The organism is Streptomyces sp. NPDC043680 (genome assembly GCF_056436685.1).
Genome location: NZ_JBWKCE010000022.1, coordinates 19,437 through 44,693, shown reverse-complemented (window position 1 = coordinate 44,693; position 25,257 = coordinate 19,437). Strand labels below are relative to the sequence as shown.

Genomic DNA, 25,257 nt, shown 5'->3' with positions numbered 1-25,257 from the left:
TCGGCCGCAGGAGAACTCAGTGCCCGTCGGCCGGCGGGCCGAGCGGAAGAAGGCAGCCCACGCACTGGTCCACGAGCTGCTTGCCCGAGGCCACTCACGCCGGGCGATCGCCCGGCACCTGAGCTGGGGCCTCAACACCGTGCTCCGATACGCCAACGCCGCACGCTGGCAGGACATCTTCCGCGAGAACCGGCCCCGACCCAGCAGGCTGGACCCCTACAAGCCCTTTGGAGCGGCGATTCGCCGAGGGATGCACCAGCGTCACCCGACTGCACAGTGAGCTGGTTGCCGAGCACGCTCCCGTCACCTACGCCATGGTCCGCGCCCATGTCGCCACCTTGCGCGGGGCTCCGTCCGCCGGGCCGCCGCGGCCGCCGACGGTGCGGCAGGTGACCGGCTGGCTCACCCGTCACCCCACCGCCCTGACCGAGGAGGATCGCGCCAGCCTGAAAGACGTTCTGACCCGCTGCCCCGAACTGGAAACGGCTGCCGGACACGTCCGCGACTTCGGCGAGATACTCAGCGGGCGCCTCGGCAGCACGCTCGCTGTCTGGATAGACGCAGTCGACGCCAGCCAACTACCCGGTCTCACCGGCTTCGCGCTCCACCTGCTCCGGGACCTCGACGCCGTGACAGCAGGGCTCACACCCTGGACTGGAGCTCCGGCAGCATCGAGGGCGCCGTCAACCGCATCAAGAAGATCGACAGCTCTACGGCCGGGCCGGCTTCCACCTGATCCGAAGATGATCCTGCTCCAGTAGCCCCGCAATACTCCCTTGCTGATGCGGGTTCGGCGGGCTAGAACGTCGTGTGATCAATTTTGTGTGTGCCGCCTGTGCCCGACCTCTGACCGGGGCTGTTCAGGTCTCCGAGACACTGGTCAGGCCCGAGTTCGACGGGCGGATCGGACCCGACGGGTATCGCCGGGCCCCGGCCACCATGAATGAGGGGTTTTACGCCCTGGAGCCCGAGCCATGGGGCGCCCCATTTCTGCCCACGGACGAATGCGTCGCAGTGTTTCCCGGGGGACCGGCTGTTGGCGATCCCGACGGGGACGGGTTCCTCACTTCCGCAGGCCCCCGAGACACGATCGTTCTCCATCCCAACGACGCCCCAGACCTGTTGCCCGACCTTGAAGGGGACCACGCAGGCTGCTGCGGGTTGCATGGCCGGGGCGGACTGAATCGACTGTGCCCATGCGGCGCTGCGGTGGGAACCGAGATCAGCGAGTGCTACACCGCTTACGAACTCCATCTTGACCCAGCACGGGTCCATGCACGGGATGCCACCTCCGCCTGATCACTGTTCGTGGGACCGAACAACAAGCACGGAGCCGATGCTCAAATCCTCCCGCATCCGAACCAACGGGCGGCACAGAGGCTGTCCAGGAGCTGCCGGTCGCAGGTGAGATGATCTCGGTGTGGCTGGTGTGCCGCCAGTACCCGCGGCCTTGCAGCCCGTTCCCACAGCCAACCATGACGGCGTGGGGATGGGGAGGTCGCAGACACCCTGTGGGCCCGGCGCCGCCACGTGCCTGCACCCGGCAGCGACTCGGTGCCGCTGAGACCGACCCGGTACACGAGCCTGGTGCGCCGCGGGGTGTCGGCCGGCGACGTCGCGGCCGGCCAGTGGCGGACGGTGACCTGCAAGCTGTCTTCGGGCGTGGTAGACCGCCTACAAGCACCGGTTCGTACGGGCAGACCGCTCGCCTTGCCACGGCCCGGTCGTAGGTTCACCGGGTGAGTGACATTTATGAGTTGAAGATTGCCGTCAACCTGACGGGCGAGATCTCCGAGGAGGAGCTCGCCGAGCTCAGATGGCATCTGGGGCTCGGACCCCAACCGAAGCGCCTGTCCATCGTCACCGCGTTCCCGACCGTAGTGGTCGACGACTCCGGGATCCCGGTGATCGAGGACGACCCCTATCCGCTGCTGGCCGGGCACGACGCGGCTTGGCGGGTGGGTGGTGTGCTCTGCTCGGCACTGGCCCCTCACGCGGACGCGACGTGGAAGGGCTGGTCGCTGACGTCCCGACAGGAGATCCATCCGGACGAGTTCGAGAAGGTCGGCGAGCTGCTGTGCTGGCTGGCCACAAGGGCACACCAAACCCACCTGCCCGGGGACAGCGCAGTGGAGATCGGATCCCTCAGGTTCTATGAAGCCGAGGCTCCGGATGTACTTCAGGTAAAGAGCGGGCAGGTCAACTGGCCAGCCTGAGGATGCTGCCCACCCAGGCCGACACCGATGACGACCTGGACGGGGTCGTCGCGGCGGCCTGGGAGCCGTCAGCGCTCGGCGCGGATCACCTCTCCGTGGTCCTTCGTCCAAGTACGCAGGGGTGCCGGATACCGTCCGTCTCGGCCCACAAGGCGATGGCCACGCCACCCGAGCCGTGCGTCCCGACGAAGCCGCGGAACCGCCTCACCGCATACGCCTCCGCTTCCCAGGTCCCCTCGACCTTCGGTCCCCCGGGAGTGAAGGTCATCGACACACTGATGCCAGCCTCTCAACCCCACTGACAATTCCGCAGGCGCTACCAGGGCCGGGTAGTCCAGGGTCAAGCGCAGGATGAACAGGGCCGGCCGGTACTGACGGCCTCGCGCTGGCGTGCGCTTGAAGTGCGTCCGGGAGGCGAGCACCCACCTGGGCCTCTTGGCTGGCAAACGGCAGCCTGGGGTTTAGCCCCCCCCACCGGGGGTCACTCGCCCATCGTGGGTCCCAGTCCCGGATCGTCGCGTTCGTCGGCGACCGGCAACGGCGCGGCCCCGGCCAGGTACCCGCCCACGAGCCGGTGGACGAGCACGAGCTCACCCCGCCGGGCACCGCCCTTCATTCCCTCGGCACCCCGGTGCCCAGGTCCGGATCCGCGTGGTCGACGACCGCGGCCGCGCCCTCACCTGCTACCGGCCCGGCGAACTCTGCGTCACCGGCCCCGCCCTCCCCTTCACCGTCGTCCACCACCCCAGACACTCCGCCCCCGCCTGGGAGGAGGTCCTCTTCCTCCGCTCCGGCGTCTCGGCCCGCCGCCTCCCCGACGGCAGCCTTGAACTTGCGGCGCCGGCCACCTGACCGCCCCGCCGCCCCACCCACCAGCAGCGTGTTCCCAGTGCGCGCACGCGGTGACGCAGTGCGCGGTCGGCGGTGCGACCAGCACCGGCCGGCCTCCACACCCAGGCTCCGAAGGCGGTGAATAGGGCGCCGTCCACGTATACACAGTGGCTGCCGTGGTTCCGCCAACGGGTTTTTCCCGACCCGGACCAGTCCGATCCCGACCGATGGCCTCCTCGTCGAGTGCCTGGCGTTCCGTCTCATCGACGGCCCGACCCCAAAGAGCTTCAACCCGCGCGCGGCCGAGATGCGGTTCCGCCTCGGATCCCGCCTCGCCTGACCGATGCTGCGCAATCGGGCCCGCAGACGACCTCGGGGGGCGGGCGGTTGAGTTGACTGCTGCCTCGTGTGCTCGGGAGGCCTGCCGGGGTCATGTCATGGCCTTGGCATGTCTTCGGCGACATGGGGACCACGTGTTGCGGGCCAACCGGGTCGAGCCGGAAGGCTGCTTCCCTACGGCCTCCCCGTGAGCGTCGGGGTCGGACCGACCTGGACGGTGGCCGCGATGGCCTCCCGGGAAGCCGGCACCAGCGGGGTCCTCGCCATCGGCTCCTCCCCCGACGAGGTCGCCCGCTTCCTGCACCACCGGCCGGTCGGCGAGCTCCACGGAATCGGCCGCGCTCAGGCCCAGCGGCTCATCGCGTTCGGTGTGCACACAGTCGGGTTGTTGGCGCAGCTGCCAGAGGGCACGGTGCAGCGGGTCCTGGGTGGCCAGGCCGGGCGCATGCTGCAGGAGCGGGCCCGGGGCATCGACCGGCGGATGGTCGTGCCGGCCGAGCTGCCGCACAGCGCCGCGGCCCAGCGGCTTCCCGACAGACACCCTGGCCCCCGACGTTGTCCGGGCCGCTTTGCTGTCGCTGGCTGTCGAGCTCGGCGACCGGCTGCGTACCCGCCGCCAGGCCGCGCGGGCTCTGACGCTGACCGTCACCCTGGCCGACCGCTCCCAGCTCCACCGCACACGCCAAGTCCCAGGAGGCCTCTCCGCCCACACCGACGATCTAAGAGACACCGCCTACGAGCTGTTCCGGACACTGGGTCTACAGCGGGCCCGGCTCCGCGGCGTCGCCCTACGCTGCGAGCAGCTGATCGACGCTTCCACCGTGGCTGAACAGCTCACCTTCGACCCGGGACGCGAACTCCGACTGCGCGCGGAGAAGACCGTCGATCTGCTGAACGGCAAGTTCGGAGCAGGCACTGTCGGCCCCGCCTCCACCTACCCACGCGCTGGCTGAGCGGGTGTCTGCCTGTGGTGCGGCTGGTGGTGACTTCCGAGACGGGCCTCAATCGGCTGCGTACACCGCCGTCGATCGCGGCACCTGCCGCCATCCCTTGAGTGATGCCCGACTGCGCCTGTACGTCGCCGGTCGGATCCCCGTCGCGTGAGGGTGCCGTCGAGCGCTGTCCCGGAGACCCAAGCGGAAGTGGAACGGACGCCAGTCCATTGCATGGTCGGGAACGACGGGCGAAGGTGTTCGGGTGCCGGCTCGCGGCTTGGCGCAGAGAAGGTCTGTCGGCGTCGCGCAGCTTGCTGTTGCGGTCGTATCGTTCCGCGACCCGTGGGGCGGCTCTGGCCCGTGAGATGTGTCGGCAGATTCCGGACACCGGCAGTTGTCTGAAAAGCTCGTTCTGCGCTTGGATGCCCTGGGTCATACTCGCGTAGCGATTTCAAGGAAGACGCGACGGTCCAGCTAGTACTCTTTCATCATGCCAGACGATGCCCTGCACAAGGAATTCCAGCTTCCCATCGACCGCTCCATCTTCGGCATTCAAGAAGCCAGGTCGTCCGACGAGGCTTTGTCCCCTGCCTGGCTTGATCTTGAGATGGACGAAGTTCCGGTTCGTATAGCTCGCGGCGCCGTCCGCATTATGAGCCTTATCGGAACCCATCGACTTACTGTCAGAGTCGAAGTTCGAAAGGGCCAGCCTAAGCCTCCGGCAACGGATTTCGAGGAGATTGGTCATGGGCGTTATAAAACGTTTAGCGGCGACGCCTCTTTCTTCACTATCGACGGCCCCCACGGATCCTTCCCTTTGATCCCAGACAGCGAGTATGAACTTACTGTTTGGCGTAAGGGAGGCGACACGGCACGGGAACGATACGACGAAATGCTGGGGGTCATCTATCCTATCGAAGGGCTCGAAGAATACGTAATTCAGTTCACCGAACTGTAAACGATCCGCTGACCCGCAGGGAGATTCCTGCGGGTCAGCGATTTTTCATCGCACTATCCAGCCACGCGCCACTTCTGATTATCCGCCGCATTGCACTGCCAGAGAATCAGCGGGGTTCCATTGGCAGTGCCCCAGCCACTGACATCCAAACAAAGCCCTGATGGAACATGGAAGATCGCCGGAGTGGAGGTGGGGATCGTTGTGCCTGCTACCCACTTCTGCGAATCAGTTCCTGAACAGGCCTGGCTCGTTACCGGCGTACCCGGGGTCCCGGCACCACCATCAAGGCAGTTATTTCCGAAAATGCGCAGCTCATTATCGTCATTGTATGTCAAGTCTTGATTAGGGCCGCCCCAATAGTCCCAGATTTGCGCAGGCGCCCCAGCAGCCCACCCCGCGACGTCGAGAGCCTTTCCGGAATGGATTGAGATCAGTGAGTCAGGTACGAGTTTTCCGTGATTTTGGATTAGGACCTGGAATTTATCGCCGTCCAAGATTCGGTCTTGGGCATACCACGCAGCCAGCTTACCGCCCGCACTACCGTTCGCCGACTGGGGAACGTAACGAACAGAGAAGTTCTCGCCAGATCCGGCACCCTCCTTAGTGGACGCGAAAGGAAATTCGTCACACTGGTAGGTAGGGTTGCCCTTCACCAGTTTTCTACAGGCAGCGTCTTTTGCCCTCTCGTTACTGTCCCGAATTTGTCCGGATGCGGCATTGAAGTTGGGGTAGTTCCTGGTAAGCATGGTGGAGCTGCCATACTTGCCGGGAATCTTCTTGGGAACGTCGACTCGCGGTTCAGTACTCAATGGGTTCTCGTAGGCGGAGAAGATGTGCTCTGCCACCTGCTTCACGCTTGAATCGTTGTAGTCATAGGTGAACCATGGGGTGACCCGACTGAAGATCGCGCCCTCTGCTCCCGTTCCAAACTGCTTGAGATAGTCAGCAGAATCCATGCGCATGGCCTGCTCGGGCGCATGGTACCAGTCCGACGCACCCTTAGCTCCATTCACCTTCCAATTACTTTGGAAGTTGCATGATAGAGGTTTGTCGATTCTACTCTGGTCACCAGAGAGGGCATTCCCGATGACGTCATATGAAATATAGGTCTCTCCCCACCCAGCCAGTGGCTTCGTGTAGGAGGAGGACGTGCCGAATGTTGTGGTACAGGCGCCGGGGTAGCCAGCTGCCGACGGCGACATGGTCATAGAGGCGCCGACAAATACACCCGTCACATTGACCTCTGTGACCTTGGTGTGGATCGTGCCCACGCGGGCCTCACTGGAGCCCCTCCCTACTTCGGTCTCCTTGAACTTCACCTGCCCCTCAACACGCCCGCTTCCGTCGAGCTTCGTTAGGATGTTGTAGCCCCACCGGCAAAACTCGAAGTGATTTTTAATGAAACCGGCGTCGGCAGGGTTATGGCCTGCCGGATTTGCATTGCATCCACTGAAGTCAGGCAGGACTGGCCCGGCCGCCCTCAATGAGGCTGGGGGAGACCCGTCGCCGGTGTAATGAGCTTTGCTGTGCTCTTTGGCCTGAGCCTCGTACTCAGGGGTAGGCACTACAGGCTTCGGTGGCTCCTGGGAACCGTCAACTGGGGAGGACTGGACGGAATTCGTTCCTAACACATAGGGGGCTCCCAGCACCGCAAGCGACGGTGGTTCAGCCGACCTTGTCCAGACCCATGAACCTGATCCCTTGCCTGACGCAACAGCGTTTGGAGACAGCATCGCCGCCATTGCAGCGGCGAGACCGAGAGCTGCTGTCGCAACTCGGCCTGTTCTCATTCCGCTAACCCCCCACCTCTCGCCCATCATGACATCGGCAGCCTAACCATGAGGCGAGCTCAATCGATCACTAGATCGAATATTGGCGAGAAGTCACCGCTCAGAGCCATCAACCGACTGAAAGCACTCCCTCTTTCTGCGCCATAGACAACCGATGGATATCGGCTAACCCAAGAGGTGGACCCCTCGTTGCCAGCGCCAGCGGGTGAGGTCTTCGGAAAGCGAGATGTGAACCTTCGATGCGAGCGTGATCGTCGCCGGGTAGATCCGGGCCGCTCCTGCAGCATGAGCCTGTCGACGGCTTCCGGTCAGTACGGGGCGGCCGTGTCCGGCTTCGTGCGAACGCCGCCCACTCCTTCCGTACGTTTCCCCGCGGCTGCCAAGGGCCGGACCACAACGAGCCTGCCGCTACTGTCCCCGGGACGGGTGCGGTCAAAGAGGGGCGGTGGTCGGCCAACGCCCTGCGCCCGGCGGTCCTGATCGACATGGCCCGCTCCCGCGTACTACCCGCACAGGCACCCCGCCAGCAGGCCGCCGCCCTACGCGCCCGTGACCTGCTCCACCACATCCAGACCAGCGGGGCAATCACCACCCGCGACCTCGCCCGCCGCCCCGGCATGTCCGTGACCTCCACAGCCTGGCTGCTGCACTGGCTGCGCGCCCAGTACCTCGTCGAGACCACCGCGGGCGCACACCGGCCCGGGCCCGTCATGGAGATGGCCGGCCGCCCCGACCAGCACGAGCTGCTCATGCAGCGCACCCTCGACGGGCTGCGCGACCACCTCGGCGCAGCCGTCTACCTCTCCACGTACACCAGCGGCGAAGTCACCATCCTGCAGTCCTCACACAACGCCAGCGCACCGCCCGTCCACGTCGGCGCCGCATTCACCGACACCGCCCACGCCAGCGCCGTCGGCAAAGCCCTCCTGGCCGACCTCAACTTCGAAGCCCGCATGGAACACCTCGCCCGCTACCAGCCCATCGCCCTCACCGACCGCACCATCACCGACCCGCGGACCCTCTTCGACAACCTCGACAACCACGGCCCCAACGCCCTCCAGTTCGACCTCCTGGAGTACTCCGAACGCAACCTGTGCGCCGCGTTCTCCCTCACCCTGCCCGGCCATGACGCCACCTGCATCGCCATGGCCCTGCCCACTGACCAACACCGCCGCCTACGCCGCACCGCCACAGCCCTCAGCACAGCCTCCACCGGCCTCCTCCTCGCCCGTCTCCTCACCACCCAGCCCGCGCAGGAGGGGACGTCCGGCCCTTCTGCGGTGGGGGACGATCAGGCCGGTGCCGAGGTAGGCGCCGTCTGCGATCACCCTCGTCCCGGCAGCTTTGGCCGGCAGGTCCGACTCCCGCCAGACATGCGCGTCGGCCTTGTTGCCCGGCGCCGGTCGGGCGCTCGCGACGACCAGGCGGCTGTCGGCGTCGATGATGACCTGCACGTTCGCCGAGAAGCGGTAGTTGCGGGAGGAGGCGCCGACCTGTCGGTCGCGGACCGGGATGAGGGTGCCGTCAACGATCCACAGGCGTTCGATCTCCGCGACGGGCCGCGGGGCCGGCTCCAGCGCGAGTAACGGCCCCAGGCGCTGGATGACCCGGCAGACCGTCGCCGAAGAGATCCCGAAGAGCGGGGCGAGCTGCCGCATCGTGAGGTTGGTGCGGTAGTACACGGCTACCAGCAGCACTCGGTCGGCCAGCGGCAAGCACCACGGCCGGCCGCCACCGGGACCATTCCCGCCCCGCTCCCGGACCACCTTCACCAGCTTCGCGAACCGGTCCATCCGCAAGCCCGTGAACGTCTCCACCCACACCGGCTCAGCCCGCAACACCCCACCCATACAGGCAAAATGCCCAAGACCGAGCCTTCTGCAACACCCTTTAAAGAGCGTTTTATCCCGGCAGGGCTGTTTGATATCTCGGGTGGCAGGGCGGCTTCAGGTAGTCGTGCGTGCGTGACGATCGGGTCGTGCGGGCCCGTACTCTGCAGCTGCGTGCGGGATCGCCCGTAGAGGCAAGGAGGGGTGCCAGGAATGGGCAGTGTCGGAACAGCGCGGCTGTTGATCAGCAATGGAGGTGAGTCCGCGCTGGAGTTGACCGTGGAGCCCTGGGCAGAGACGCACCAGATGCTCCCGAAGCAGACGTGGGTCGTTGTCACCCACTCGCCTGCAGCGGATGGCTCATGGTCCGGAACTCTGCGGGAGGACGAACCATTCCAGGTCGACCATCGGCCCGAATCGATCACGGTGTGGGTCAACGGAAACTGCTTCCACCTCAGTGACACGGAGGAGAACCTGATCGACTCGGCCGACTGGCACTGCCCTGCTCAGGGCGCTTTCTCCTGACTCAGGAGTCGCGCCAGTTCGAGGTGGATTCGTGGGTGAGTCGTCGGCTCATGAGGTCGACCATGGCCACCTTGATCATGGCTTCAGAGCGGTGGGGGTGGGTTTCGTAGTCGCGGGCGAGCCGGCGGTGATGCATGAGCCAGCCGAAGGTCCGCTCGACGACCCAGCGTCGCGGAATCACCTTGAAGCCCTTCTGGGCGGGGTCGCGGCGGGTGACTTCGACATCGATGCCCAGGCGGGCGCCGTGGTCGATGACCTTGGTGCGATAACCGGTGTCGGCCCACGCCTTCGTGACGCGGGGGTGGCCTTCGGCGATGTCCGAGAGCAGATGGATGCCACCGGCGTTGTCGGAGACGCTGGCGGCGGTGACCAGCACGGTCAGGAGGAGGCCGAGCGTGTCGACGCCGATGTGACGTTTGCGGCCCGCGATCTTCTTGCCCGCGTCAATGCCCTGGCCGGCCGCGGGCACATTGGCCGAGGTCTTAACGCTCTGGGCGTCGAGAACGCAGGCGCTGGGCTCGACATCGCGGCCTTCGGCCTTCCGGACCAGGCGTCGCAGGAGGCCGTTGAGCTTGTCGAAGACCTCGTCCTTCTGCCAGGCGGCGAAGTATCCGTAGACGGTTTCCCACGGAGCGAAGTCGTGCGGCAGATACCTCCATGGGATCCCGGTCCGGTCGACGTAGAGGATGGCGTCCATGATTCGGCGCAGATCGTGTTCGGGCGGCCGGCCGATGTCCAGGCCCTTCCCTCTTCGCTCGGCCCGCCAGGCCGTCAGAGTTGGTTCCAGCAGTTTCCAACGGGCATCGGACAGGTCGCTCGGATACGGTCGCGGTCTGCGAGGCATGTTTCTGTAGTAGCGATGGCGGCCTTCTCGTTGCAGGGCGCAAACAGGCGCGACCGGGGGCGCGTTGGGATCAGACAGGAGCGAAGGGATCGAAACGGACCCTCGAAAGACGGCACCCGCCCCGCCTGCCACAACAGACGTCCGAAGCCTCAGCCGACCCGAACCGTTCTGCCACCTGAACTGCGATGAAGCACCCATGCCGGGACAAAACGCTCTTTTAGGAGACGTTTTCAAACGACCTGTCTTCTGATGCTTCTGTCCTCGATGGCCCGACACGGGGCAAGGTTGTGTTCACATAAGCCGCGGCTCGGCAACCGCGTCAGCGGGACTGATAACGGCGCCGCCGCGGCCGCGAGCACCCCACTCCTACCCTGGACGTGTGGCTGCGATGCGCCTCTTGGAAAGTCGGCACCGGCGGGGTGCTCGCCGTCGGGCCTCCAGGAGGTCGCCCGTTTCCTTCACCACCAGCCGGCGGGCCCCTAGCATCGACCGGCGGATCGCGGGGGAAGCCGACCGCCCGCAGACAGGGACAGACAGACCAGCCGAGCTGGGCGGAGGCGCCTGTTCTGCTTCTTGTTATGATCCGCTCACTTTGCCGCGGGGGGTGGCGAACACCACGGATGCCCTGCACTTCAAGAGGTGGGACATCATGAAACGATCACACATGATCAGCGTAGCTGCGCTGACCATGGTCATGGCCGCTGCTATGCCGGGAACAGCCGCGGGCGCCCCGCCGGGTGGAGAAGCGATCCTTGCCGCAGTGCCAAGCGGTTCGGCGCCCCAGCGTAACCTCGTCGCGGCCGGTACCGGGCTGCAGATGCAGCCCGAGATAAACGCGGCCACCTACTGGCGGAGCCTCGCGGACGGCCAAGAGGTCAACGCTGAACATTGCCAAGGCGCAACCAAGTGGACGAGACGTCTGGGTGACTCGGTGGCCTGCACCTCAGACACCTACACCGGCAGCCAGGGCTCCCTCGCCATCCACGACTACGTCTCGGGCACAACCGAGTACCTTCCCTCTCAGGACAACAGGACCTGGGTGGACGCCTTCTCCGCCACCCAGGTCCTGGCCACGGAAAAGCGCGAGGACGGGCGACTTGTCCTCCACCTGCTCGGCCGCCAGAACGAGCCGCGCAAGGACGTCCTGGTGACGACGAACGAGCTCGTCACGGATTTGGCCGTGCGAGAAGTTGACGCCCGGGGTGCACTGGTCACGTATGCCAGCCCCGCAGGCAAGCAGCTGGGTGTGGTCGACTTTCCCACGGCGACGCTGCGCTCCTTGCCCATGCCGACCTCGGCTGGCCCGGATTCCTACATTCATGCCGGCCTGGGCGAGAAGTGGAATGCCGTCGAAGGTGGCACCGCTGGCAAGGTTATCCTCACGGCTCGGACGGGCACCCCTGAGACGCGTACGTTCCCTACCACGGTCGGCGTCGTTTACGAGCAAGTCCGTCAGATGGGGGACTGGTTGATCATCGCCGCCGCCGCCAGCAGTATTTACGAACAAGAGATCTTGGCGTTCCCCCTCGCCGGTGGCACTCCTCGCTCTGTCTTGCCGGCGCTGGCACGCGAGTTCGTGATCGGGTCCGATGGGAACTTGTACGCGATCGGTGGTCCGGACAGGCAGCACTGGGGCATTTACCGCATCGCTTTGAACGCGCAGGGGGTCCCGGCAGCGGAGCAGCTCCTATCGCTTCCGTCCAAGCCGGTCGTGCGATACGGCCCCAAGCTCGCGAACGGGGAGCTCACCCTCAGCCAGAGGGACAACTACCAAACCAGTGTCCAGGGCTACCGGACCTCCGTGTCCGGTCCTGTGTCCGTCGCCCAGGCGCCTGCATGGCGCTGCAGTAAGAGCAACTTTGACGCGATCTGCTCCAATCCTCAAAGCTATGGGCCCCTGGCAACCGGTGATGGACGCCTCGTCGAAGTGACGCCTGGCCCTCAGACTTCATGCCTTGGGTGTCAAAGCGAGGTCCATGTTCAGGATGCCCGCTCCGGTGGCGGACGGCGCACGTTCCCCCTCGCCACATCCACTGCCGCCCTCAGCTGGCCCAGAGCCATAGCCGCCTCAGGTCGCTACCTGCTCTTTTCCGCAAGTACCCCCTCCAACACCGCCCAGTTTGTGGTGGACCTCGATACCGGCAAGGTTCTCGACCACACCAAGGTGCCTCAGTTCGGCGCTGCTGCCCTGTGGGGCGCCATGCTTTGGCAGCCCGAGGGTGATTCTGGAGTGATCTCCGCAACGGATCTGCGAACAGGCCAGATCGTCCGGCGCATCGATCTCCACACGGGCTGCCGCCCGTATGACCTCCAGGCCGCCGGTGATTGGTTCTACGTCGTCTGCCTGCAGAAGCGCTATACCTACGCCGCTTACCACATCCCATCGGCCAAGCTGATCGCCCTGCCCTTCGAAGAGGAAAGAAGCGAGGTTCAGCTCGGGGACGGTTTCGTTGTGCGCCGGGCACAGGGCGGTCTGGAAATCTTCAACCTGCGCTCCGGCAGTGTCGTACGCGAACACGAGGCACTGGGGGCCACCAATTGGACGAAGTGGACCGTCGACCGGTTCGGCGGCCGCCTCGCCCACATCGACACAAACGAAAACGTCCACTTGGTGGGCGTGACCGGCAATACCTCTCCGCTGAGCGTCATCGACCAGGCGATCCCGTCCACGGTCATCGCCAACAACCCCACCAGCGGACAGACCCGCTGGTGGCTGTCCAAGCCCGTCGCTTCCTGGAAGCTGCGGCTACGCAGCAAAAGCTCGGGCCTCACCACCGTGGTCCGCAGCGGCGGAGAGGCGCGGGGGCTGATCGGCATCTCCTGGGACGGCAGGGACCAGAACGGCAAACACATGTTCAGCGACACCTACGAGTGGACCCTGACAGCCCTCCCCGCCGACGGACACGGCCCCGCTATGCAATCCACTGGAACGCTCAAACTCTCGACCAGCATCAACACAGGACGATCTCTCCCAGCTGCCTATTGATTTCTCGACACGGGGCCGGCCGCCCCACCCTGGCAGGTTGAGGCGGCCGCCCACCACGGCCGCTTTGCCACAACAGCTGTGACACCGAATCCGGTGCGGCGCCCCGGGGGCGAGGCCCCGAGCGGAGGCGTCGAGAAAAATGTCCAGGAGCCAAGCAAGGGAGTCGGGCAAGCTCCCCCACTGTGGCGCCTCCGGCTGTGCCTGCGGCCTCCTCGCCCCTGGCTATTCGAATCGCCGCTGGGGCTCGACGTCATACGTCGTTCGGGGCATCCGGGTTACTCAGGAGCCTCAATTACACGGGCCTCGCGGGCAGCAGGAACGAGTATCGGCCGGGCATGTTGACGTGGTGCCTGCCGCACGAACGGGGAGAGGCGAGCGACGTCCTAATCACGGACGTCGAAGCCCTCGATGTGGAGCTTGGCGAGGGCGGCGTCCATGTAACGGGTGTTGAACAGCACCAGGGCGTTGAGGATCAGGCCGAGCGCGCCGATCTGGTCCTCCATTCCTTCCTGGTAGTGCTGGTAGAGCTGCCCGGCGTGGCCGTGGAAGATCTTCCGGGCGAGAGCGTGGCGGCCTTCCTGCAGCTTGGCTTGCGTCTTGATGTGCCGCCGGTAGGACGGCTCGTCGGCCAGGCGCAGGATGTGCAGTTCCCACCTTCCGAGATCAAGAAAGCGACCCCGCACGGCCGGCGAGCAGGCCTGCTGACCCGCAGCCTCACGAGGGCGGCATGTGCGCAGGCCTCTGCACGTCCGGCCCCCCACTGTCGGCCTGAGGCAGGCAAGAAAGGGCCTCGGCCAGTTACGGACACGGCGCCAGCCTCCGGGAGGCCTGCCTTCGACCACGCCCGTTGTGCCGTGGCCGTGTCGCCTTCGGCGGCCGCGAGGACGTTCTGCCGCGCTGTTCTCGTGGATCGGGTCGGTGTCGAGGCCGAAGTCGGCGAGGTGTACCACGATCCGCACCTCCAGCTTGGGATTGGAGGCCATCCGCTCGTTCAGGCGGTACACCCGGACCCGGTGACCGATCAGGGCGCGGGCGCGTTCGATCATTGCCAGGCCTGCTTCGGAGTCACCGCGGTCGGTGCGGATCGGCTGTTCCAGCTCGCCGGAGGTGTTGCGCAGTACCAGTACGCCGCGGGTGCTGGACGCTTCCACCCGTACGTCCGGCAGCGTTGCCGTGAACTGCTTCGCGGCGTCGAGCCGGGCGATGTCCTGCCCGGCCGTGTCTCTCAGGACGTAGAGCTCACGGCCCGTTCGCGGACCCGGTCGGTCCAATCGGCTTCCTCCCCCGGTGAGCACGCCCCAACGGCATGGACAGCAGCGATAACGAGGTCGAGGTCACGAGGGTTCACGACTCCATCATGACTGGGCTGAGGGTCAGCCCGGCATGTGCGGGGAGCAGCGACGGCCTGCCACTCTAGGCGGACAGAAGGCCCCGTCGAGGCACTTTCATCGAAACCGGCATTTCGGGCATGCCCTCGTCCCGTCGGGATCCCAATCGCCGGAAAGCTCGACGTGGGGGTGGCTCGGATGGCCCGGCACACGTTGCACGGGATCGTCGCTGGGCGCGTGCGTCGCGTCTGCGGTACCGGAGACAGGCGGGACGCGGGATAATCACTGCATGGTCATGCTCTCCTCCGATAGCGCAGCGCCCTCGGCCGCCGAGGTGCTCCACGCCCGGTACGCGGGCCGGCTGCCCGCCTCCCTGGAGAAGCTGGCAGGTCCGCGGCACGGCGTGGTCGAGCTGCCGCTGCACGTGGCCTGGTCCGGGCTGCGTGCCTACGACCTGGACCGGCCGCGACTGCGCATGGGCCTGTACCGCACCGTCCTGGCGGAAGGGCAACACGAGGACCTCGTGACCCTGCTCAACCGCGACCTCCTCATTGAGCAGTGGCCCGTCCTGCGCACCCTGGTCAGCCGGCACATCCGGCAGGTCTGGGAGGAAGCCTTCCCCGAGCTCGCGACCGCAGGGTCCGCCGCCGCGTGAAGCTGAGCGACCTGCACCGCCGGCTCCTGGCCGCCGTGATCGACATCGGCACCCCCTACCCCCTCGTGATCACCGGCGGCTACGCCGTCCAGGCCCACGGCCTCGTCGAGCGCCTCAGCCAGGACCTCGACGTCGCCACCGAAAACCCCGCCCCGATGTCGGAGATCGTCACCAGCCTTGAGCGGGGCCTGGCCGAGCGGGGCTGGCAGATCCGCGTGATCGACGTGGACACCCTCTCCGCCCGCCTTGTGGCAACCGACCCGGACACCCGCGAGGAGTGCGAGGTCGACGTGCTCAAGGAGCACTTCTGGGCGCCGCCTGCCCAGACCGAGTACGGGCCGGTACTCGCCTTCGACTCCGTCATCGGCACCAAGGTCCGCGCCTTGGCCGACCGCGGCGCCGTACGCGACCTCATCGACGTACACGCCGCCTCCCGCCACCGCACCACCCACGAGCTCGAACGCCTCGGCGAGCGGCACGGCCGCGACGAGTTCCGCCTCCAGGACCTCCGCGACCGCCTCGCCGGCGCCGACTGGGCCGACGACCTCGAGTTCGCCGCGTACGGACTGGCCGAAACCGAGACAGCCGAGCTGCGCGCCTGGGCCCAGCGCTGGGCCACCGACCTCGACCAGCGCCTGCACCACCACGACCAGGACCAGGACCAGGGCCAGGAGTCGTACTACGACGAGGACGAGACCTGACAGGACCGCTCCTGTGGGACACGGGGTATAGCGGTGCTGCTTACCGCTTACCCATGTGGTGTCGGGACGGTAGAGGTTCTACGGGGCAGGGAGCGGTCGCGCCGGGCAGGGCGGGCAGGAGGCCGTTGGCTCGCCACGGCCGCGGTCGACCGGCTCCCGCACCACGCGCACATCGTCCTGACCGAAGGCACCGGCTCCGGCTCACCCAGGCAACCACGGGCGGGGTCAGGCCACTGCACTAGGACGGCGTCGGCTTCACAGGGCGATCGGCCGATACGCCAGGGCCGAATCGACGACCTCGTCGGCCGAAAGCGCCCGCTCCGGCGGCCAGAAGATCAAGGCGCTGACATGGCCGGACGGACACACCAGGGCTCGGTCGAGCCTGTCCAGCCAGCCGTCCACCTCCTCCTCGGAGGCGTAGTCCCCATCCATGATCCGCTGCACCATCGCGGTCGCCTCCGCGTGGCTCATCTCCACTGCACTCATCCGGGCCCCCTCCACGCGGGCCACCCTAACGACACACACGATCCGCCGGACAAGTCGCCCGGCTGAGGGACGAAAAGTCACATCACAGAGGGAGATCAGGTGTCCGCCCATGAGGACATCAGATGTCCACCCAGAAGGACGCGGCCGTGTACGTGGACACGCACGTCGCCCGGTCTCACCGGCCGGTCCACCCCGGGTCACCGCCCCGGAAGCGTCACCGATCCCGAGCTGCAGGACCACGTTGCCGACCCAAGCTGCTCACGCAGGCCGAGAGCGGGCTCATCCGAACCGAAAACGGATTATCCGGGGGTGCGGGGTGGCGCGGCCGAAGCCATGGGAAGTCGACGACGAGCTGTGGGCGGTGGTCGAGCCACTGCTGCCGAAGGTCGAGCGTCGGGCCCGGCACCCCGGGCGTTAGCGGCGTCCTGACCGGCAGGCGTTCCAGGGCATCCTGTTCGTTCTGCGGGCGCGGGGGCGACACGAAGTGGTCCCGTCCTCGGAGCGTGCGTCCCGGACGATCCGCGCGGGCGCGGGGGCGACATCCGGGACATGCACTGGCCGACGCTGGACGGCGGACGATCCCCGCGGGCGCGGGGGCGACGCAACGATCTACCCCACCGGCGGCGGTGTCCTCGGACGATCCCCGCGGGCGCGGGGACGACGAGGGCGGTGTCGGGCCGGCAGTGGGTGCAGGCGGACGATCCCCGCGGGCGCGGGGACGACTTGAAGGCCCGGCTGATGCGGTGTCAAGCACTCGGACGATCCCCGCGGGCGCGGGGACGACACTCTGCGGTCCGTCCATTCCCTCAGGGCTTGCGGACGATCCCCGCGGGCGCGGGACGACTCGCCGACTCCGTCGTTCTCAGATTCCCAACGCGGACGATCCCCGCGGGCGCGGGGACGACGGATACCTCCGTGCGAGTCGCGTGGTCACCCTCGGACGATCCCCGCGGGCGCGGGGACGACATATCCCAGGCGCTCCAGGCCCTCGGCCCCGTCGGACGATCCCCGCGGGCGCGGGGACGACAAGAACCTGGCGATGTCCCCAATGCCGTACCGCGGACGATCCCCGCGGGCGCGGGGACGACAAGGCCGTATGCGTCGGTGGCCACGCGAGCCCCGGACGATCCCCGCGGGCGCGGGGACGACGGGGTATGGGTCGACCTGACCGGTGAGCACAACGGACGATCCCCGCGGGCGCGGGGACGACGGAGCCGACGTGACCCGCATCGGGGACATGAACGGACGATCCCCGCGGGCGCGGGGACGACAAGGCAAAGGCCGAGGCCGGCTGCGAGATCCGCGGACGATCCCCGCGGGCGCGGGGACGACCGGTCGCGGGTCTGTCGCAGGACCCCACGTTGAGGACGATCCCCGCGGGCGCGGGGACGACGGATCCGTGAGGCGATATCCCGCGTCGTAGATCGGACGATCCCCGCGGGCGCGGGGACGACTCGAACGCTCCGGACGGGTAGTCCGGGCCGGGCGGACGATCCCCGCGGGCGCGGGGACGACGGTGCGGGTTGGAGTATCCGGTTTTGATCGAACGGACGATCCCCGCGGGCGCTGGGACGACGCGCGGTTGACCTGACCGCCGCGGAGGGCGACCGGACGATCCCCGCGGGCGCGGGGACGACTTGGCCAGTGCCTCCAGGTCATCGGTCTTGCCCGGACGATCCCCGCGGGCGCGGGGACGACCGCGTTCGCCCTGAACACCCCGCCGTTCCCCAGCGGACGATCCCCGCGGGCGCGGGGACGACCCGGTCAGCGTGGCCGTGAAGACACCGGCAACCGGACGATCCCCGCGGGCGCGGGGACGACTCATCGCTACCTGGGCATATGCCAGGTCTAGACGGACGATCCCCGCGGGCGCGGGGACGACCCGGGGTCCCCCCGGTTTGTGGGGGAGTTGGGCGGACGATCCCCGCGGGCGCGGGGACGACCTACAACCATCAGGGCGACGATGTCCCCGCGGCGGACGATCCCCGCGGGCGCGGGGACGACATGCCGTCGGCAGCGGCGCCGGAGTACAGGAGCGGACGATCCCCGCGGGCGCGGGGACGACTGGGACACCGAAGAAGCACGGAAGCTGCCGACCGGACGATCCCCGCGGGCGCGGGGACGACACTTTCTGAGCTGGGGCTTTATCAGGCTGGATGGCTGTTTTCGTTTGGTTGCTTTGGTGGGCGGGCGGAGAGGATCAAGCCGTCGAAGTCGACGGGCTGCCAGCGGTCGCGGCCTGCGGTGCGGACGGCCCAGCCTTGTTCGTTCGCGGCAGGTTCGATGAGGATGACCTGGCCGTCGCCGATTCTGGCGGCCAGTAGCTCCCAGAGGCGGTCGCGGATGCGGCGGGTGGGGTTGCCGACGAATACGCCGGCGCTTGCCTCGACCATCCATCGTGTGAGGTGTCCGCGGAGGCCTTCCGGGGCCGCGATGAGGATGATGACGGTCATGATGCCGGACCGGCCTCGTCGATTTCAGGTCCGATGACCGCGATGTGGTTGTCGGTCGTTCCGTGTGCTGCGAGATCCGCGTGACTGGCGTAGTTGGTGCCTCCGGGGACGGCACCGAGGTGTTCGTCCCAAAGGAGGTTCGCTTCGGAGTCCTCGAAGTCTGTTCCTTCAGGGGTGAGAAGGTTCTTGACGTCGGTGACGATGCGGCCAAGAAGTTTGTCGCGGGCAATGAGGTCTCGTAGGCCGAGTCGGGCGTCGCGCTCTTCTGTGAGGTCTTGCGCGGCGAGGTCGAAGGCGAGCGGGATGGTGTATTCGGCTTTGTAGAGGTCGGCGATGTCCAGGACGAAGGACGTCGCCTTACCTGTGTGGACGAAGCCGAGTCCTGGGCTGGCGCCGAGTCCGATGATGACAGCATGGCAAATGCCGTAGAGGGCGGCGTTGGCCGCGGACAGAAGGCGGTTGAGATCGTCGCCGACCGCTAACGCGTCGCCGGCCTTGTAGAGGCGGCCGTTCCAGGTGATACCGGTGCGGGCGGCCTGGGCGCGGTAGTACTTGCGGATACGGGTGCCTTCACGACCTCGGAGTTGCTGCATGGTGAGGCCGGAGACGTCCTCGCCGGGAAAGCGCATGCCGTACATGGTGCGGGCAACGGCGAGGCGTTCCTTGGGACGGGTGACGAGCCAAGCTTGGCGGTGGAGGAGGCCAGCTCCTCGGCTGGGGCCAAGGCCGGCGGCGTACATGCGGACGCCTTGCTCTCCCACCCAGCACACGGTGGTGCCGGAATCGGCGAGCAGGCGGATGGCTGCGTGGGTGACGCGTGTGCCGGGGCCGAGGAGCATGACGGCGACCATGGCTGCCGGGACGCGGACCGTTTGGCGTTTGTTGATGATGACGACGGCGTTTTCGTCGCGGTCCAGGTGGCTTCGCTCCACGTAGATGCTGGAGACGCGGTCGATAAGGCGGTGGAGGTCTTGGGGGTCGGCCTTCCACCAGATATCGGGCACGGGTGGTCATTGCCTTTCGGGCAGCGGGGCGAGGGTGAGCAGTCCGCATCCGTAGGCCTTGGAGGGGCCGATGCCTGACAGGAGGTTTTCGGTGAGCAGGGCGGGGTCGGTGATGCGCAGGCGGCCTTCGAAGGTGACGGAGTTCATGACGACCTGGGCTTCTTTTGTGGTGCTTGGTCCTTTGCCGAAGGTGCGGCGTTGGCGGGTGGTGATGCGGATGTCGCGTGGGGGCTCGTTGTCGGCGTTGTGGGTTTGGCCGAGGTGGGGGGCGGTGGGGACGTCGAATCCCCACCGTGTGGTGCGGGTGAGGAACCAGTCGAGTTGGGCGGCGGCGGTGCGGTGGCCCAGGCGGAAGCCGCGCCGTCGGCCTCCGGCGTCGATGCGTGTCTGTTGACTGACAGTGGGTTTGTCGGGGTTGGTGGTGTTCTGGACGGGGTTGGCGGTGAGACGGAAGGCAAAGGTGCGGCCGGGTGCCAGCTGTTGCAGGAGGGGGGTGTAGTCGCGTATGGCGTAGTGCTCGCCGTCGGCGCCGGGCCAGCCTGCTTGTTCGACGAGGTGGGTCCAGTCCGGTTTATCGGTGGTGAGGACGAAGAGGTGGGGGCGGTGGGGGTTGTCCGGGTCGAGCCGCCACAGGGTGCGCGCTTGTTCGGGCAGGCCGGGGAGGCCGCCTTGGACGGCGGCGTGCATGGCGCGGGGGCTAGCGAGGAGCTTGCGGCTTTCTGCGCGCAGGGGGTTGATGCGGATGCGGGAGAGGAAGGGCATGTCGGTCACCAGCCCAGGAGGGCGAAGGGGTCGTGGCCGCCGGTGGTGTGGGGGCGGGCGGGGTCGGGTGTGAGGCCGGTGGGTGTGTGGAGGTAGGTGTGGCGGATGCGGCGGGTGGTGTAGGTCCGGCTGTGGGGGGCGAAGGAGAGGGGCACGTCGTCGCGGACTTCGTCGCCTTGCGGGTCGTCGAGGGTTGCGGGCAGGTCGATGTGGGCTCCATCGCCGTTTTGGCGGCCCCATCGTTTGCGTACGGCTGGGGCGGCCTGCCAGGTCTCTGTGCGCAGGGCGTCTTCGAGGGGGGCGGTGCGTTGTCCCAGGGACAGGGGGTGCGTAGGGACGCAGGAGCGGCGGCCCAGGGCGAGGGGGAAGGCGGGGTGGTTTATGGCGTGTTCGAGTGTGGCGATGAGGCTTTGGGGGCCTTGGACTGCTGCGAGGAAGACGGCGTCTTGGAGGTAGAACCGTTGGGTGATGTGGGTGTGTTTGGCGGGTGAGGTGAGTTTCTGCTGGCCCTTGGCGGTTACGGCGGCGGACAGGAGTGGCTGGCCGCGGTAGTCGCTCACGGTGTGGTAGTCGCGCAGGATGCTTCCGGGTTGGTCGATGCGGATGCCCAGAGCGAGGTCGGCGAGGTCGTTCAGGGGCGCGTGGCGTGAGCGGCCAGCGGCTGCGGCGAGGAGGCCGACGATGCCGGATTTGGTGGGTTCGGGTCGGGTTTCACGCCGGTTGAAGGTGCTGCGGTCCCCCCATGCCTGGAGGGGGCCGGCAAGGCGGATGAGGAGGACTGCGTTGGGGCCGGGGGTGCTCACGCCTGGGCTCCCAGGGCGGTGGTGATGCGGGCGCGCAGGGTGGTGCGCAGGTCAGCGAAGGTGACGGGGGTCCCGAAGGCCTGGGCGAGGGTTTCGGCGGTGTCCTTTGTGCGGGGTTCGTCTGTGGTGAAGGTGTGGCTGGCGGCGTTGTAGAGGGGGGTGTCTCCCCATACCTGTGTGGCGGTGATGTGTTCCTCGGCGAGTCGGCGGGCGGAGGTGGCCTGGATGCCGGCTTGGGCGGTCACGGGCTCCTCGAAGGCGGAGACGAGGTTGACCGGCTGATCGGTGCGTACCACGACGGCGACGAGGCTGGGGCGGGTGCGGTGGGCGAAGGAGTTCTGGTAGCCGGTGGGGGCGGACAGGGCGAAGCTGTCGACGAAGTGGTCGAGCGCGTCGAGGGCGGCCTCGTTGTCGCCGCCGAGATTGTCGGTGAGCTGGGTGAATCCGACGGTGGCGTAGCGGTAGAGGGTGGCGCTGTTGAAGCCGATGGTGCCGATCATTCCGGCGCCGGTTTCGTCTTTCTCGTTCTGGTCGTCGACGGCGGTGAAGTAGTCGAATTCGAGCTGTGTCTCGTGGGTGGAGAGCGCGTGGGCGACCTGGACGGCGGCGTCGACGTTGAGTTTGGGGATGTCGGCGACCATCCGGCCGAACAGGGCGACGCCCATGGGGTGTCCGGTGGTGAAGGCTTGTGCGACGGGTAGCTCTTTGACCGCTTCGGCCAGGGCCTTTTCGTCCAGGGCTGCCAGAGCGGCGGCCCTGTCGTTGACCAGGGCGGCGACCTCGTCGAGCTGGGCGTTGCCGTAGAAGAGGAGGTATGCGGTGTCTCCGGCTTTTTTGCCCTGGCTGAGGCCGAGCTGGGCCAGCAGGGCGGCGGCGATCCGCCGGGCGCCATCGTTGTCCACGCCGCCTGCGTTTGTCTTGATGCGGGTGGCGAGTTCGTTGGTGATGCGCTTGGTGCGGGTGGCACGCTGGGGCTCGGGGGCTTGGGCGTCGAAGTGCCGGCGCGCCGCCCGCTTCCATGCCTGGGAGGACACCCGGGAGCGGCGGACTCCTCCGTAGACGGCTTCCTTCGGGTTGCCTTGATCGTCGCGGTTGAGGTTGGCGGGCGGGACGGTCTGGACGATGTGCACGTCGATGTAGAGGCGCTGGTTCATGGGTTGGCTCCGTGCTGTGAGTGTGGGCAGTGCGCGGCGAATCTGCGGAGCCCGGGATGGGTGGCAGGCCGTCTGCTCCGGGCATGGCGGGGTGACCCGTGGTCAGGGATGGGGTTGGGCCGATGGCGGCTTCTGGGTCCAGGCGTAGTAGTCCAGGCCCCAGCGGCGCCGCACGCGGGTGCGTGAGTCGGGCCGGTTCCAGTGGAGGATGTCGTTGGTCAGCTGGTTGTAGTCGAGGGGCTGCTTGATGTCCCTGAGCTGGGTGATCAGCCCGCGCAGCCGGAGCTGGAGGGCGTGAGCCGATGTCGCGGAGAACGTCTGCTGGAAACGGCTGTCGACTGCCGCCTCGCTGGTGCGGTCGTGGCGGCGAAGTTCGAGCATGGCCCGGCCGAGGCCGACCTCGTCCCGGTGCATCGGCTGGTCCTGGCTCTGTTGGTGCAGTCCGTAAAGGGCCAGCGCGATGTGTTCGGCCTCCTGTGCGGGCGAGACCTCTCCACGGCGGGCGGCGAGGTCGTCGACCGGGCAGGTGTAAAACGCGAACATTTCCAGCACGGTTCCGGCCGGGCGGCCGAGCCCCCTGCGCAGCGCCGCGAGGTCTTCTCCGGGCGGGCGCTTGTCGGCCGCTGTGCCGGTCTTGCGACGCCAGGTGCCGTCCGCGGCGGTGTAGCGGTGCCAGATTCTCTGCTGTGTGCGGTCTTCTTCGGTCAAGGCCGTGTCCAGACGTGATGAGGTTCGGTGTCACAGGAGGGCGTGCGGGATGCCCTGGGGCGTGCTCGGGATCGGCCCGGCCGGGGCTCGGCCGGCTGACGAGGCTGCGGCAGGTGTTGCCTACTGGCCGTTGGAACGCGTGCTGGTGCGGCGAACGGCGTCGGCCCGGTGGAGGATTTCCGCCCGTCGCCGCAGGAAGGAGGCCTCGGCCAGCGGGACGCGGTAGATACGCTCCGGCTTGCCTTCCCCCTGGAAGGTGCTTCTGCCGGCGTAGGCCGCGACCGGCACTGCCTGCAGGAGACGGTCGGCGATGTCCCAGCTCCGGCGCCAGGCGAGTTGTTCCCATGCGAGCTGGCCGGCTTCGATACGGTCGAGGTCCTGCAGACCCCTCATCCCTGCCAGCAGCCGCCGCACCAGCGGGTCCAGGGCGTGCAGGACGAGCTCGCCTGGGCGCTGGCCCTTGTCCCAGGGGATCGGTTCGGTGCCCAGTGCACGCCGCAGGTCTGCCGAGAGATGGTTGACTGCTGTGGCCAGCTGTTCCGCTTGTTCGGCGACTTCGAGGAGGGCGGAGCGCAGGTCGCTGCCGGTGTCGAGGGCGGCCAGCGGCAGGGGCAGGTCGTCGAACATCACGTCGTCGATGACGGCCGACTGGTTGCCGTAGGCGATGCCGGAGAGTTCCACGCGCAGCGGATAGTTCTCGCCGAGCTCGAGCATGAGGGCGCCGGCCTGGTCCAGGAGCTTGCTCGTAGCGAACCCGCTCGTCTTCTCGCCGGCGTCCCGGGCCTGCCGCTCGGGGGCCAGAAGGGCGTCGAGCCCTCGCCAGGCTGCCTTTCCCGGCTGGAGCCGCAACGGGCGGCGTGGGCTGGTGCCGCGTTTGTCCTTTGCCTGGGTGCGGGCGCCGGTCGGCTCTGCACGCCACATGGTGTGCGGCTCGGTCTCGGGCGTATGCGGCATGCGGTCACCGGCGGTAACCAGGACCCGGGTCACCCGCAGGCCTTGGTCGGTCTGCTCCGGAAAGAGGCGGATCCGGCGGGACTGCCAGGTCCACAGATCCAGCAGGCCTTCGGGGACTCGTGTCTGCCATTGGGGGGTACCGGCCGAGCGCGGGTCGGCGGGATCTCGTCGTTCCCACTGCGGCCGGTCGTCCGTTGTCGGTGGTGCGCCGACGGGGATGTTCAGCAGTAGCGTCTCGAAGAGTGTCCTGCCGGCCAGCAGGGTGACGCCCATCTGTCCCAGGGGTCCGGTCGGATTGCCGGTCGTCTTTCCTGACTTCGCCTGCGGGTCGCCCACAGCACCGGTCTTAATCGCAGCGGTGTCCCAGCACTGCGTGTGCAGCATCCAATGGGCCGCCTGCGCCGGAGTCAGGCAGAAGGCGTCGCCCTCGGTACGTGAAGCGAACAGGGGTACGTTGTTGCCGGTGGCTGCGGTCGCGACGATCAGCCCTGCGTTCTTCGTCTCGCCCTTCGCGGTGGACAGAGCGGCCACCTGGCCGAAAGGCTGCACCGGATCGAAAAGGTCGAACCCTCCACGGTGCGCGTCCAGGTATGCATGGAGTCTGAGGCGCTGCTCGGGCGACCACTGCCCCTGCGCGTGCCAGTTCACCCACTCGCGCTCATCGGCCGGGCGGCCCAGGGCGGCGACGATCACGGGAAGCAGGACCTGCCGGAGCACAGCGGCTTTCTGTGTGGGAATCTCCACCACCAGGTCGCCGAACTCGTGCGCTTCCAGCAGAGCCGTGCGTAAGGGGCGTTCCTGTGCCGGTTCTCCCGCGGTGGACGGTAAGAGCAGCCAGGGATCGTCCATCAGGGAAAAGCCAAGAGTCATGGGTACCCCTTGAAGGAATCTCTTATGTTTAACGCTAGCAGCGGGGTTGGTGAGACGGGATGCGTTTCTGTCCAACTGACTGCGACAATCCGCTAGTTGACCCCGCCTGTCGGCCGTCAGGCCCAT

General features: G+C 67.3%; 20 protein-coding genes, 5 pseudogenes and 2 CRISPR repeat arrays. Of the genes and pseudogenes, 12 read left to right on the top strand and 13 right to left on the bottom strand.

Annotated elements, in window-relative coordinates; all coding sequences use genetic code 11:
- Positions 1-389: 389 nt before the first annotated feature.
- A complete protein-coding gene (locus AC0666_RS29865; protein WP_478708713.1) occupies positions 390-761 on the top strand; it encodes a hypothetical protein in 372 nt (123 codons plus the stop codon).
- A 978-nt stretch (positions 762-1,739) separates the two neighbouring features.
- The gene (locus AC0666_RS29860; RefSeq protein ID WP_478708712.1) at positions 1,740-2,216 is read left to right on the top strand and encodes a hypothetical protein; all 477 of its coding nucleotides are present in this window, start codon (positions 1,740-1,742) and stop codon (positions 2,214-2,216) included.
- Between the two features lie 481 nt (positions 2,217-2,697).
- Here the strand turns inward: AC0666_RS29860 and AC0666_RS29855 are convergent, their stop codons facing one another.
- Positions 2,698-2,832 (bottom strand): hypothetical protein, encoded by a 135-nt coding sequence (locus AC0666_RS29855; RefSeq protein ID WP_478708711.1) that lies wholly within the window; start codon positions 2,830-2,832, stop codon positions 2,698-2,700.
- Positions 2,833-2,867: 35 nt separating this feature from the next.
- Here AC0666_RS29855 and AC0666_RS29850 point away from each other — a divergent pair, with 35 nt between their 5' ends.
- From AC0666_RS29850 to AC0666_RS29835, 4 genes and pseudogenes are all read left to right on the top strand, one after another.
- Positions 2,868-3,068 (top strand): hypothetical protein, encoded by a 201-nt coding sequence (locus tag AC0666_RS29850; protein ID WP_478708710.1) that lies wholly within the window; start codon positions 2,868-2,870, stop codon positions 3,066-3,068.
- A 427-nt stretch (positions 3,069-3,495) separates the two neighbouring features.
- Positions 3,496-3,849: pseudogene (locus AC0666_RS29845) on the top strand (hypothetical protein); the annotation flags it as partial.
- Positions 3,755-4,339: a DinB/UmuC family translesion DNA polymerase gene (locus AC0666_RS29840; RefSeq protein ID WP_478708709.1), complete on the top strand. Its 585-nt coding sequence runs from the start codon at positions 3,755-3,757 to the stop codon at positions 4,337-4,339. The pseudogene AC0666_RS29845 and the gene AC0666_RS29840, both read left to right, overlap by 95 nt.
- 472 nt (positions 4,340-4,811) lie before the next feature.
- A complete protein-coding gene (locus AC0666_RS29835) occupies positions 4,812-5,279 on the top strand; it encodes a hypothetical protein (RefSeq protein WP_478708708.1) in 468 nt (155 codons plus the stop codon).
- A gap of 53 nt (positions 5,280-5,332) precedes the next feature.
- On the opposite strand, the gene AC0666_RS29830 is transcribed toward AC0666_RS29835, so the two are convergent.
- On the bottom strand, positions 5,333-6,598 hold the full coding sequence (locus AC0666_RS29830; RefSeq protein ID WP_478708707.1) for a ricin-type beta-trefoil lectin domain protein: 1,266 nt from the start codon (positions 6,596-6,598) through the stop codon (positions 5,333-5,335).
- A gap of 956 nt (positions 6,599-7,554) precedes the next feature.
- On the opposite strand from AC0666_RS29830, the pseudogene AC0666_RS29825 reads away from it, so the two are divergent.
- Positions 7,555-8,169, top strand: a pseudogene (locus tag AC0666_RS29825) (IclR family transcriptional regulator domain-containing protein); the annotation flags it as partial.
- Between the two features lie 147 nt (positions 8,170-8,316).
- Here the strand turns inward: AC0666_RS29825 and AC0666_RS29820 are convergent.
- A pseudogene (locus tag AC0666_RS29820) lies at positions 8,317-8,919 on the bottom strand (transposase family protein); the annotation flags it as partial.
- A gap of 192 nt (positions 8,920-9,111) precedes the next feature.
- Between AC0666_RS29820 and AC0666_RS29815 the strand changes: the two are divergent.
- The gene (locus AC0666_RS29815) at positions 9,112-9,423 is read left to right on the top strand and encodes a hypothetical protein (protein WP_478708706.1); all 312 of its coding nucleotides are present in this window, start codon (positions 9,112-9,114) and stop codon (positions 9,421-9,423) included.
- Position 9,424: 1 nt separating this feature from the next.
- Here AC0666_RS29815 and AC0666_RS29810 read toward each other — a convergent pair whose 3' ends face one another.
- Complete coding sequence (locus tag AC0666_RS29810; RefSeq protein ID WP_478708705.1) at positions 9,425-10,267, bottom strand: IS5 family transposase; 843 nt, start codon at positions 10,265-10,267, stop codon at positions 9,425-9,427.
- Between the two features lie 604 nt (positions 10,268-10,871).
- On the opposite strand from AC0666_RS29810, the gene AC0666_RS29805 reads away from it, so the two are divergent.
- Positions 10,872-13,253 (top strand): hypothetical protein, encoded by a 2,382-nt coding sequence (locus AC0666_RS29805; protein WP_478708704.1) that lies wholly within the window; start codon positions 10,872-10,874, stop codon positions 13,251-13,253.
- Between the two features lie 292 nt (positions 13,254-13,545).
- Here the strand turns inward: AC0666_RS29805 and AC0666_RS29800 are convergent.
- A pseudogene (locus tag AC0666_RS29800) lies at positions 13,546-13,900 on the bottom strand (Tn3 family transposase); the annotation flags it as partial.
- Between the two features lie 970 nt (positions 13,901-14,870).
- On the opposite strand from AC0666_RS29800, the gene AC0666_RS29795 reads away from it, so the two are divergent.
- Together AC0666_RS29795 and AC0666_RS29790 are read left to right on the top strand one after the other, a co-directional pair.
- Entirely contained in the window at positions 14,871-15,236 is a 366-nt protein-coding gene (locus AC0666_RS29795) for a hypothetical protein (RefSeq protein WP_478708703.1), read from the top strand.
- Entirely contained in the window at positions 15,233-15,937 is a 705-nt protein-coding gene (locus tag AC0666_RS29790) for a nucleotidyl transferase AbiEii/AbiGii toxin family protein (protein ID WP_478708702.1), read from the top strand. Before AC0666_RS29795 ends, AC0666_RS29790 begins: the two co-directional genes overlap by 4 nt.
- A gap of 255 nt (positions 15,938-16,192) precedes the next feature.
- Here AC0666_RS29790 and AC0666_RS29785 read toward each other — a convergent pair whose 3' ends face one another.
- Complete coding sequence (locus tag AC0666_RS29785; RefSeq protein ID WP_478708701.1) at positions 16,193-16,423, bottom strand: e9imm peptide; 231 nt, start codon at positions 16,421-16,423, stop codon at positions 16,193-16,195.
- 316 nt (positions 16,424-16,739) lie between these two features.
- Here AC0666_RS29785 and AC0666_RS29780 point away from each other — a divergent pair.
- Positions 16,740-16,916, top strand: a pseudogene (locus AC0666_RS29780) (transposase); the annotation flags it as partial.
- Between the two features lie 18 nt (positions 16,917-16,934).
- Positions 16,935-17,207: a CRISPR direct-repeat array (repeat unit 29 nt; unit sequence CGGACGATCCCCGCGGGCGCGGGGACGAC).
- A gap of 91 nt (positions 17,208-17,298) precedes the next feature.
- Positions 17,299-18,549: direct repeats of the CRISPR family, unit length 29 nt; unit sequence CGGACGATCCCCGCGGGCGCGGGGACGAC.
- A 21-nt stretch (positions 18,550-18,570) separates the two neighbouring features.
- On the opposite strand, the gene cas2e reads toward AC0666_RS29780, so the two are convergent.
- The 7 genes from cas2e to casA form a co-directional block, all read right to left on the bottom strand.
- Positions 18,571-18,876, bottom strand: a complete 306-nt coding sequence (gene cas2e, locus AC0666_RS29775) for a type I-E CRISPR-associated endoribonuclease Cas2e (protein WP_478708700.1) — start codon at positions 18,874-18,876, stop codon at positions 18,571-18,573.
- Positions 18,873-19,880: a type I-E CRISPR-associated endonuclease Cas1e gene (cas1e, locus tag AC0666_RS29770; RefSeq protein ID WP_478708699.1), complete on the bottom strand. Its 1,008-nt coding sequence runs from the start codon at positions 19,878-19,880 to the stop codon at positions 18,873-18,875. Before cas1e ends, cas2e begins: the two co-directional genes overlap by 4 nt.
- 6 nt (positions 19,881-19,886) lie before the next feature.
- Positions 19,887-20,642: a type I-E CRISPR-associated protein Cas6/Cse3/CasE gene (gene cas6e, locus AC0666_RS29765; RefSeq protein WP_478708763.1), complete on the bottom strand. Its 756-nt coding sequence runs from the start codon at positions 20,640-20,642 to the stop codon at positions 19,887-19,889.
- Positions 20,643-20,647: 5 nt separating this feature from the next.
- Positions 20,648-21,445, bottom strand: a complete 798-nt coding sequence (gene cas5e / locus AC0666_RS29760) for a type I-E CRISPR-associated protein Cas5/CasD (protein ID WP_478708698.1) — start codon at positions 21,443-21,445, stop codon at positions 20,648-20,650.
- Positions 21,442-22,599, bottom strand: a complete 1,158-nt coding sequence (gene cas7e, locus AC0666_RS29755) for a type I-E CRISPR-associated protein Cas7/Cse4/CasC (protein ID WP_478708697.1) — start codon at positions 22,597-22,599, stop codon at positions 21,442-21,444. Before cas7e ends, cas5e begins: the two co-directional genes overlap by 4 nt.
- A gap of 102 nt (positions 22,600-22,701) precedes the next feature.
- Positions 22,702-23,307, bottom strand: coding sequence for a type I-E CRISPR-associated protein Cse2/CasB (gene casB / locus AC0666_RS29750; protein WP_478708696.1), 606 nt, complete (start codon positions 23,305-23,307; stop codon positions 22,702-22,704).
- 120 nt (positions 23,308-23,427) lie between these two features.
- Positions 23,428-25,131: a type I-E CRISPR-associated protein Cse1/CasA gene (casA, locus tag AC0666_RS29745; protein WP_478708695.1), complete on the bottom strand. Its 1,704-nt coding sequence runs from the start codon at positions 25,129-25,131 to the stop codon at positions 23,428-23,430.
- Positions 25,132-25,257: the final 126 nt, after the last annotated feature.

Coding starts and splice junctions, on each gene's coding strand:
- AC0666_RS29855 (WP_478708711.1), bottom strand. CDS start 2,832: ATGAAGGGCGGTGCCCGGCGGGGTGAGCTCGTGCTCGTCCACCGGCTC.
- AC0666_RS29835 (WP_478708708.1), top strand. CDS start 4,812: ATGCCAGACGATGCCCTGCACAAGGAATTCCAGCTTCCCATCGACCGC.
- AC0666_RS29815 (WP_478708706.1), top strand. CDS start 9,112: ATGGGCAGTGTCGGAACAGCGCGGCTGTTGATCAGCAATGGAGGTGAG.
- AC0666_RS29810 (WP_478708705.1), bottom strand. CDS start 10,267: ATGCCTCGCAGACCGCGACCGTATCCGAGCGACCTGTCCGATGCCCGT.
- AC0666_RS29795 (WP_478708703.1), top strand. CDS start 14,871: ATGGTCATGCTCTCCTCCGATAGCGCAGCGCCCTCGGCCGCCGAGGTG.
- AC0666_RS29785 (WP_478708701.1), bottom strand. CDS start 16,423: ATGAGTGCAGTGGAGATGAGCCACGCGGAGGCGACCGCGATGGTGCAG.
- cas2e (WP_478708700.1), bottom strand. CDS start 18,876: ATGACCGTCATCATCCTCATCGCGGCCCCGGAAGGCCTCCGCGGACAC.
- cas6e (WP_478708763.1), bottom strand. CDS start 20,642: ATGCCCTTCCTCTCCCGCATCCGCATCAACCCCCTGCGCGCAGAAAGC.
- cas7e (WP_478708697.1), bottom strand. CDS start 22,599: ATGAACCAGCGCCTCTACATCGACGTGCACATCGTCCAGACCGTCCCG.
- casA (WP_478708695.1), bottom strand. CDS start 25,131: ATGACTCTTGGCTTTTCCCTGATGGACGATCCCTGGCTGCTCTTACCG.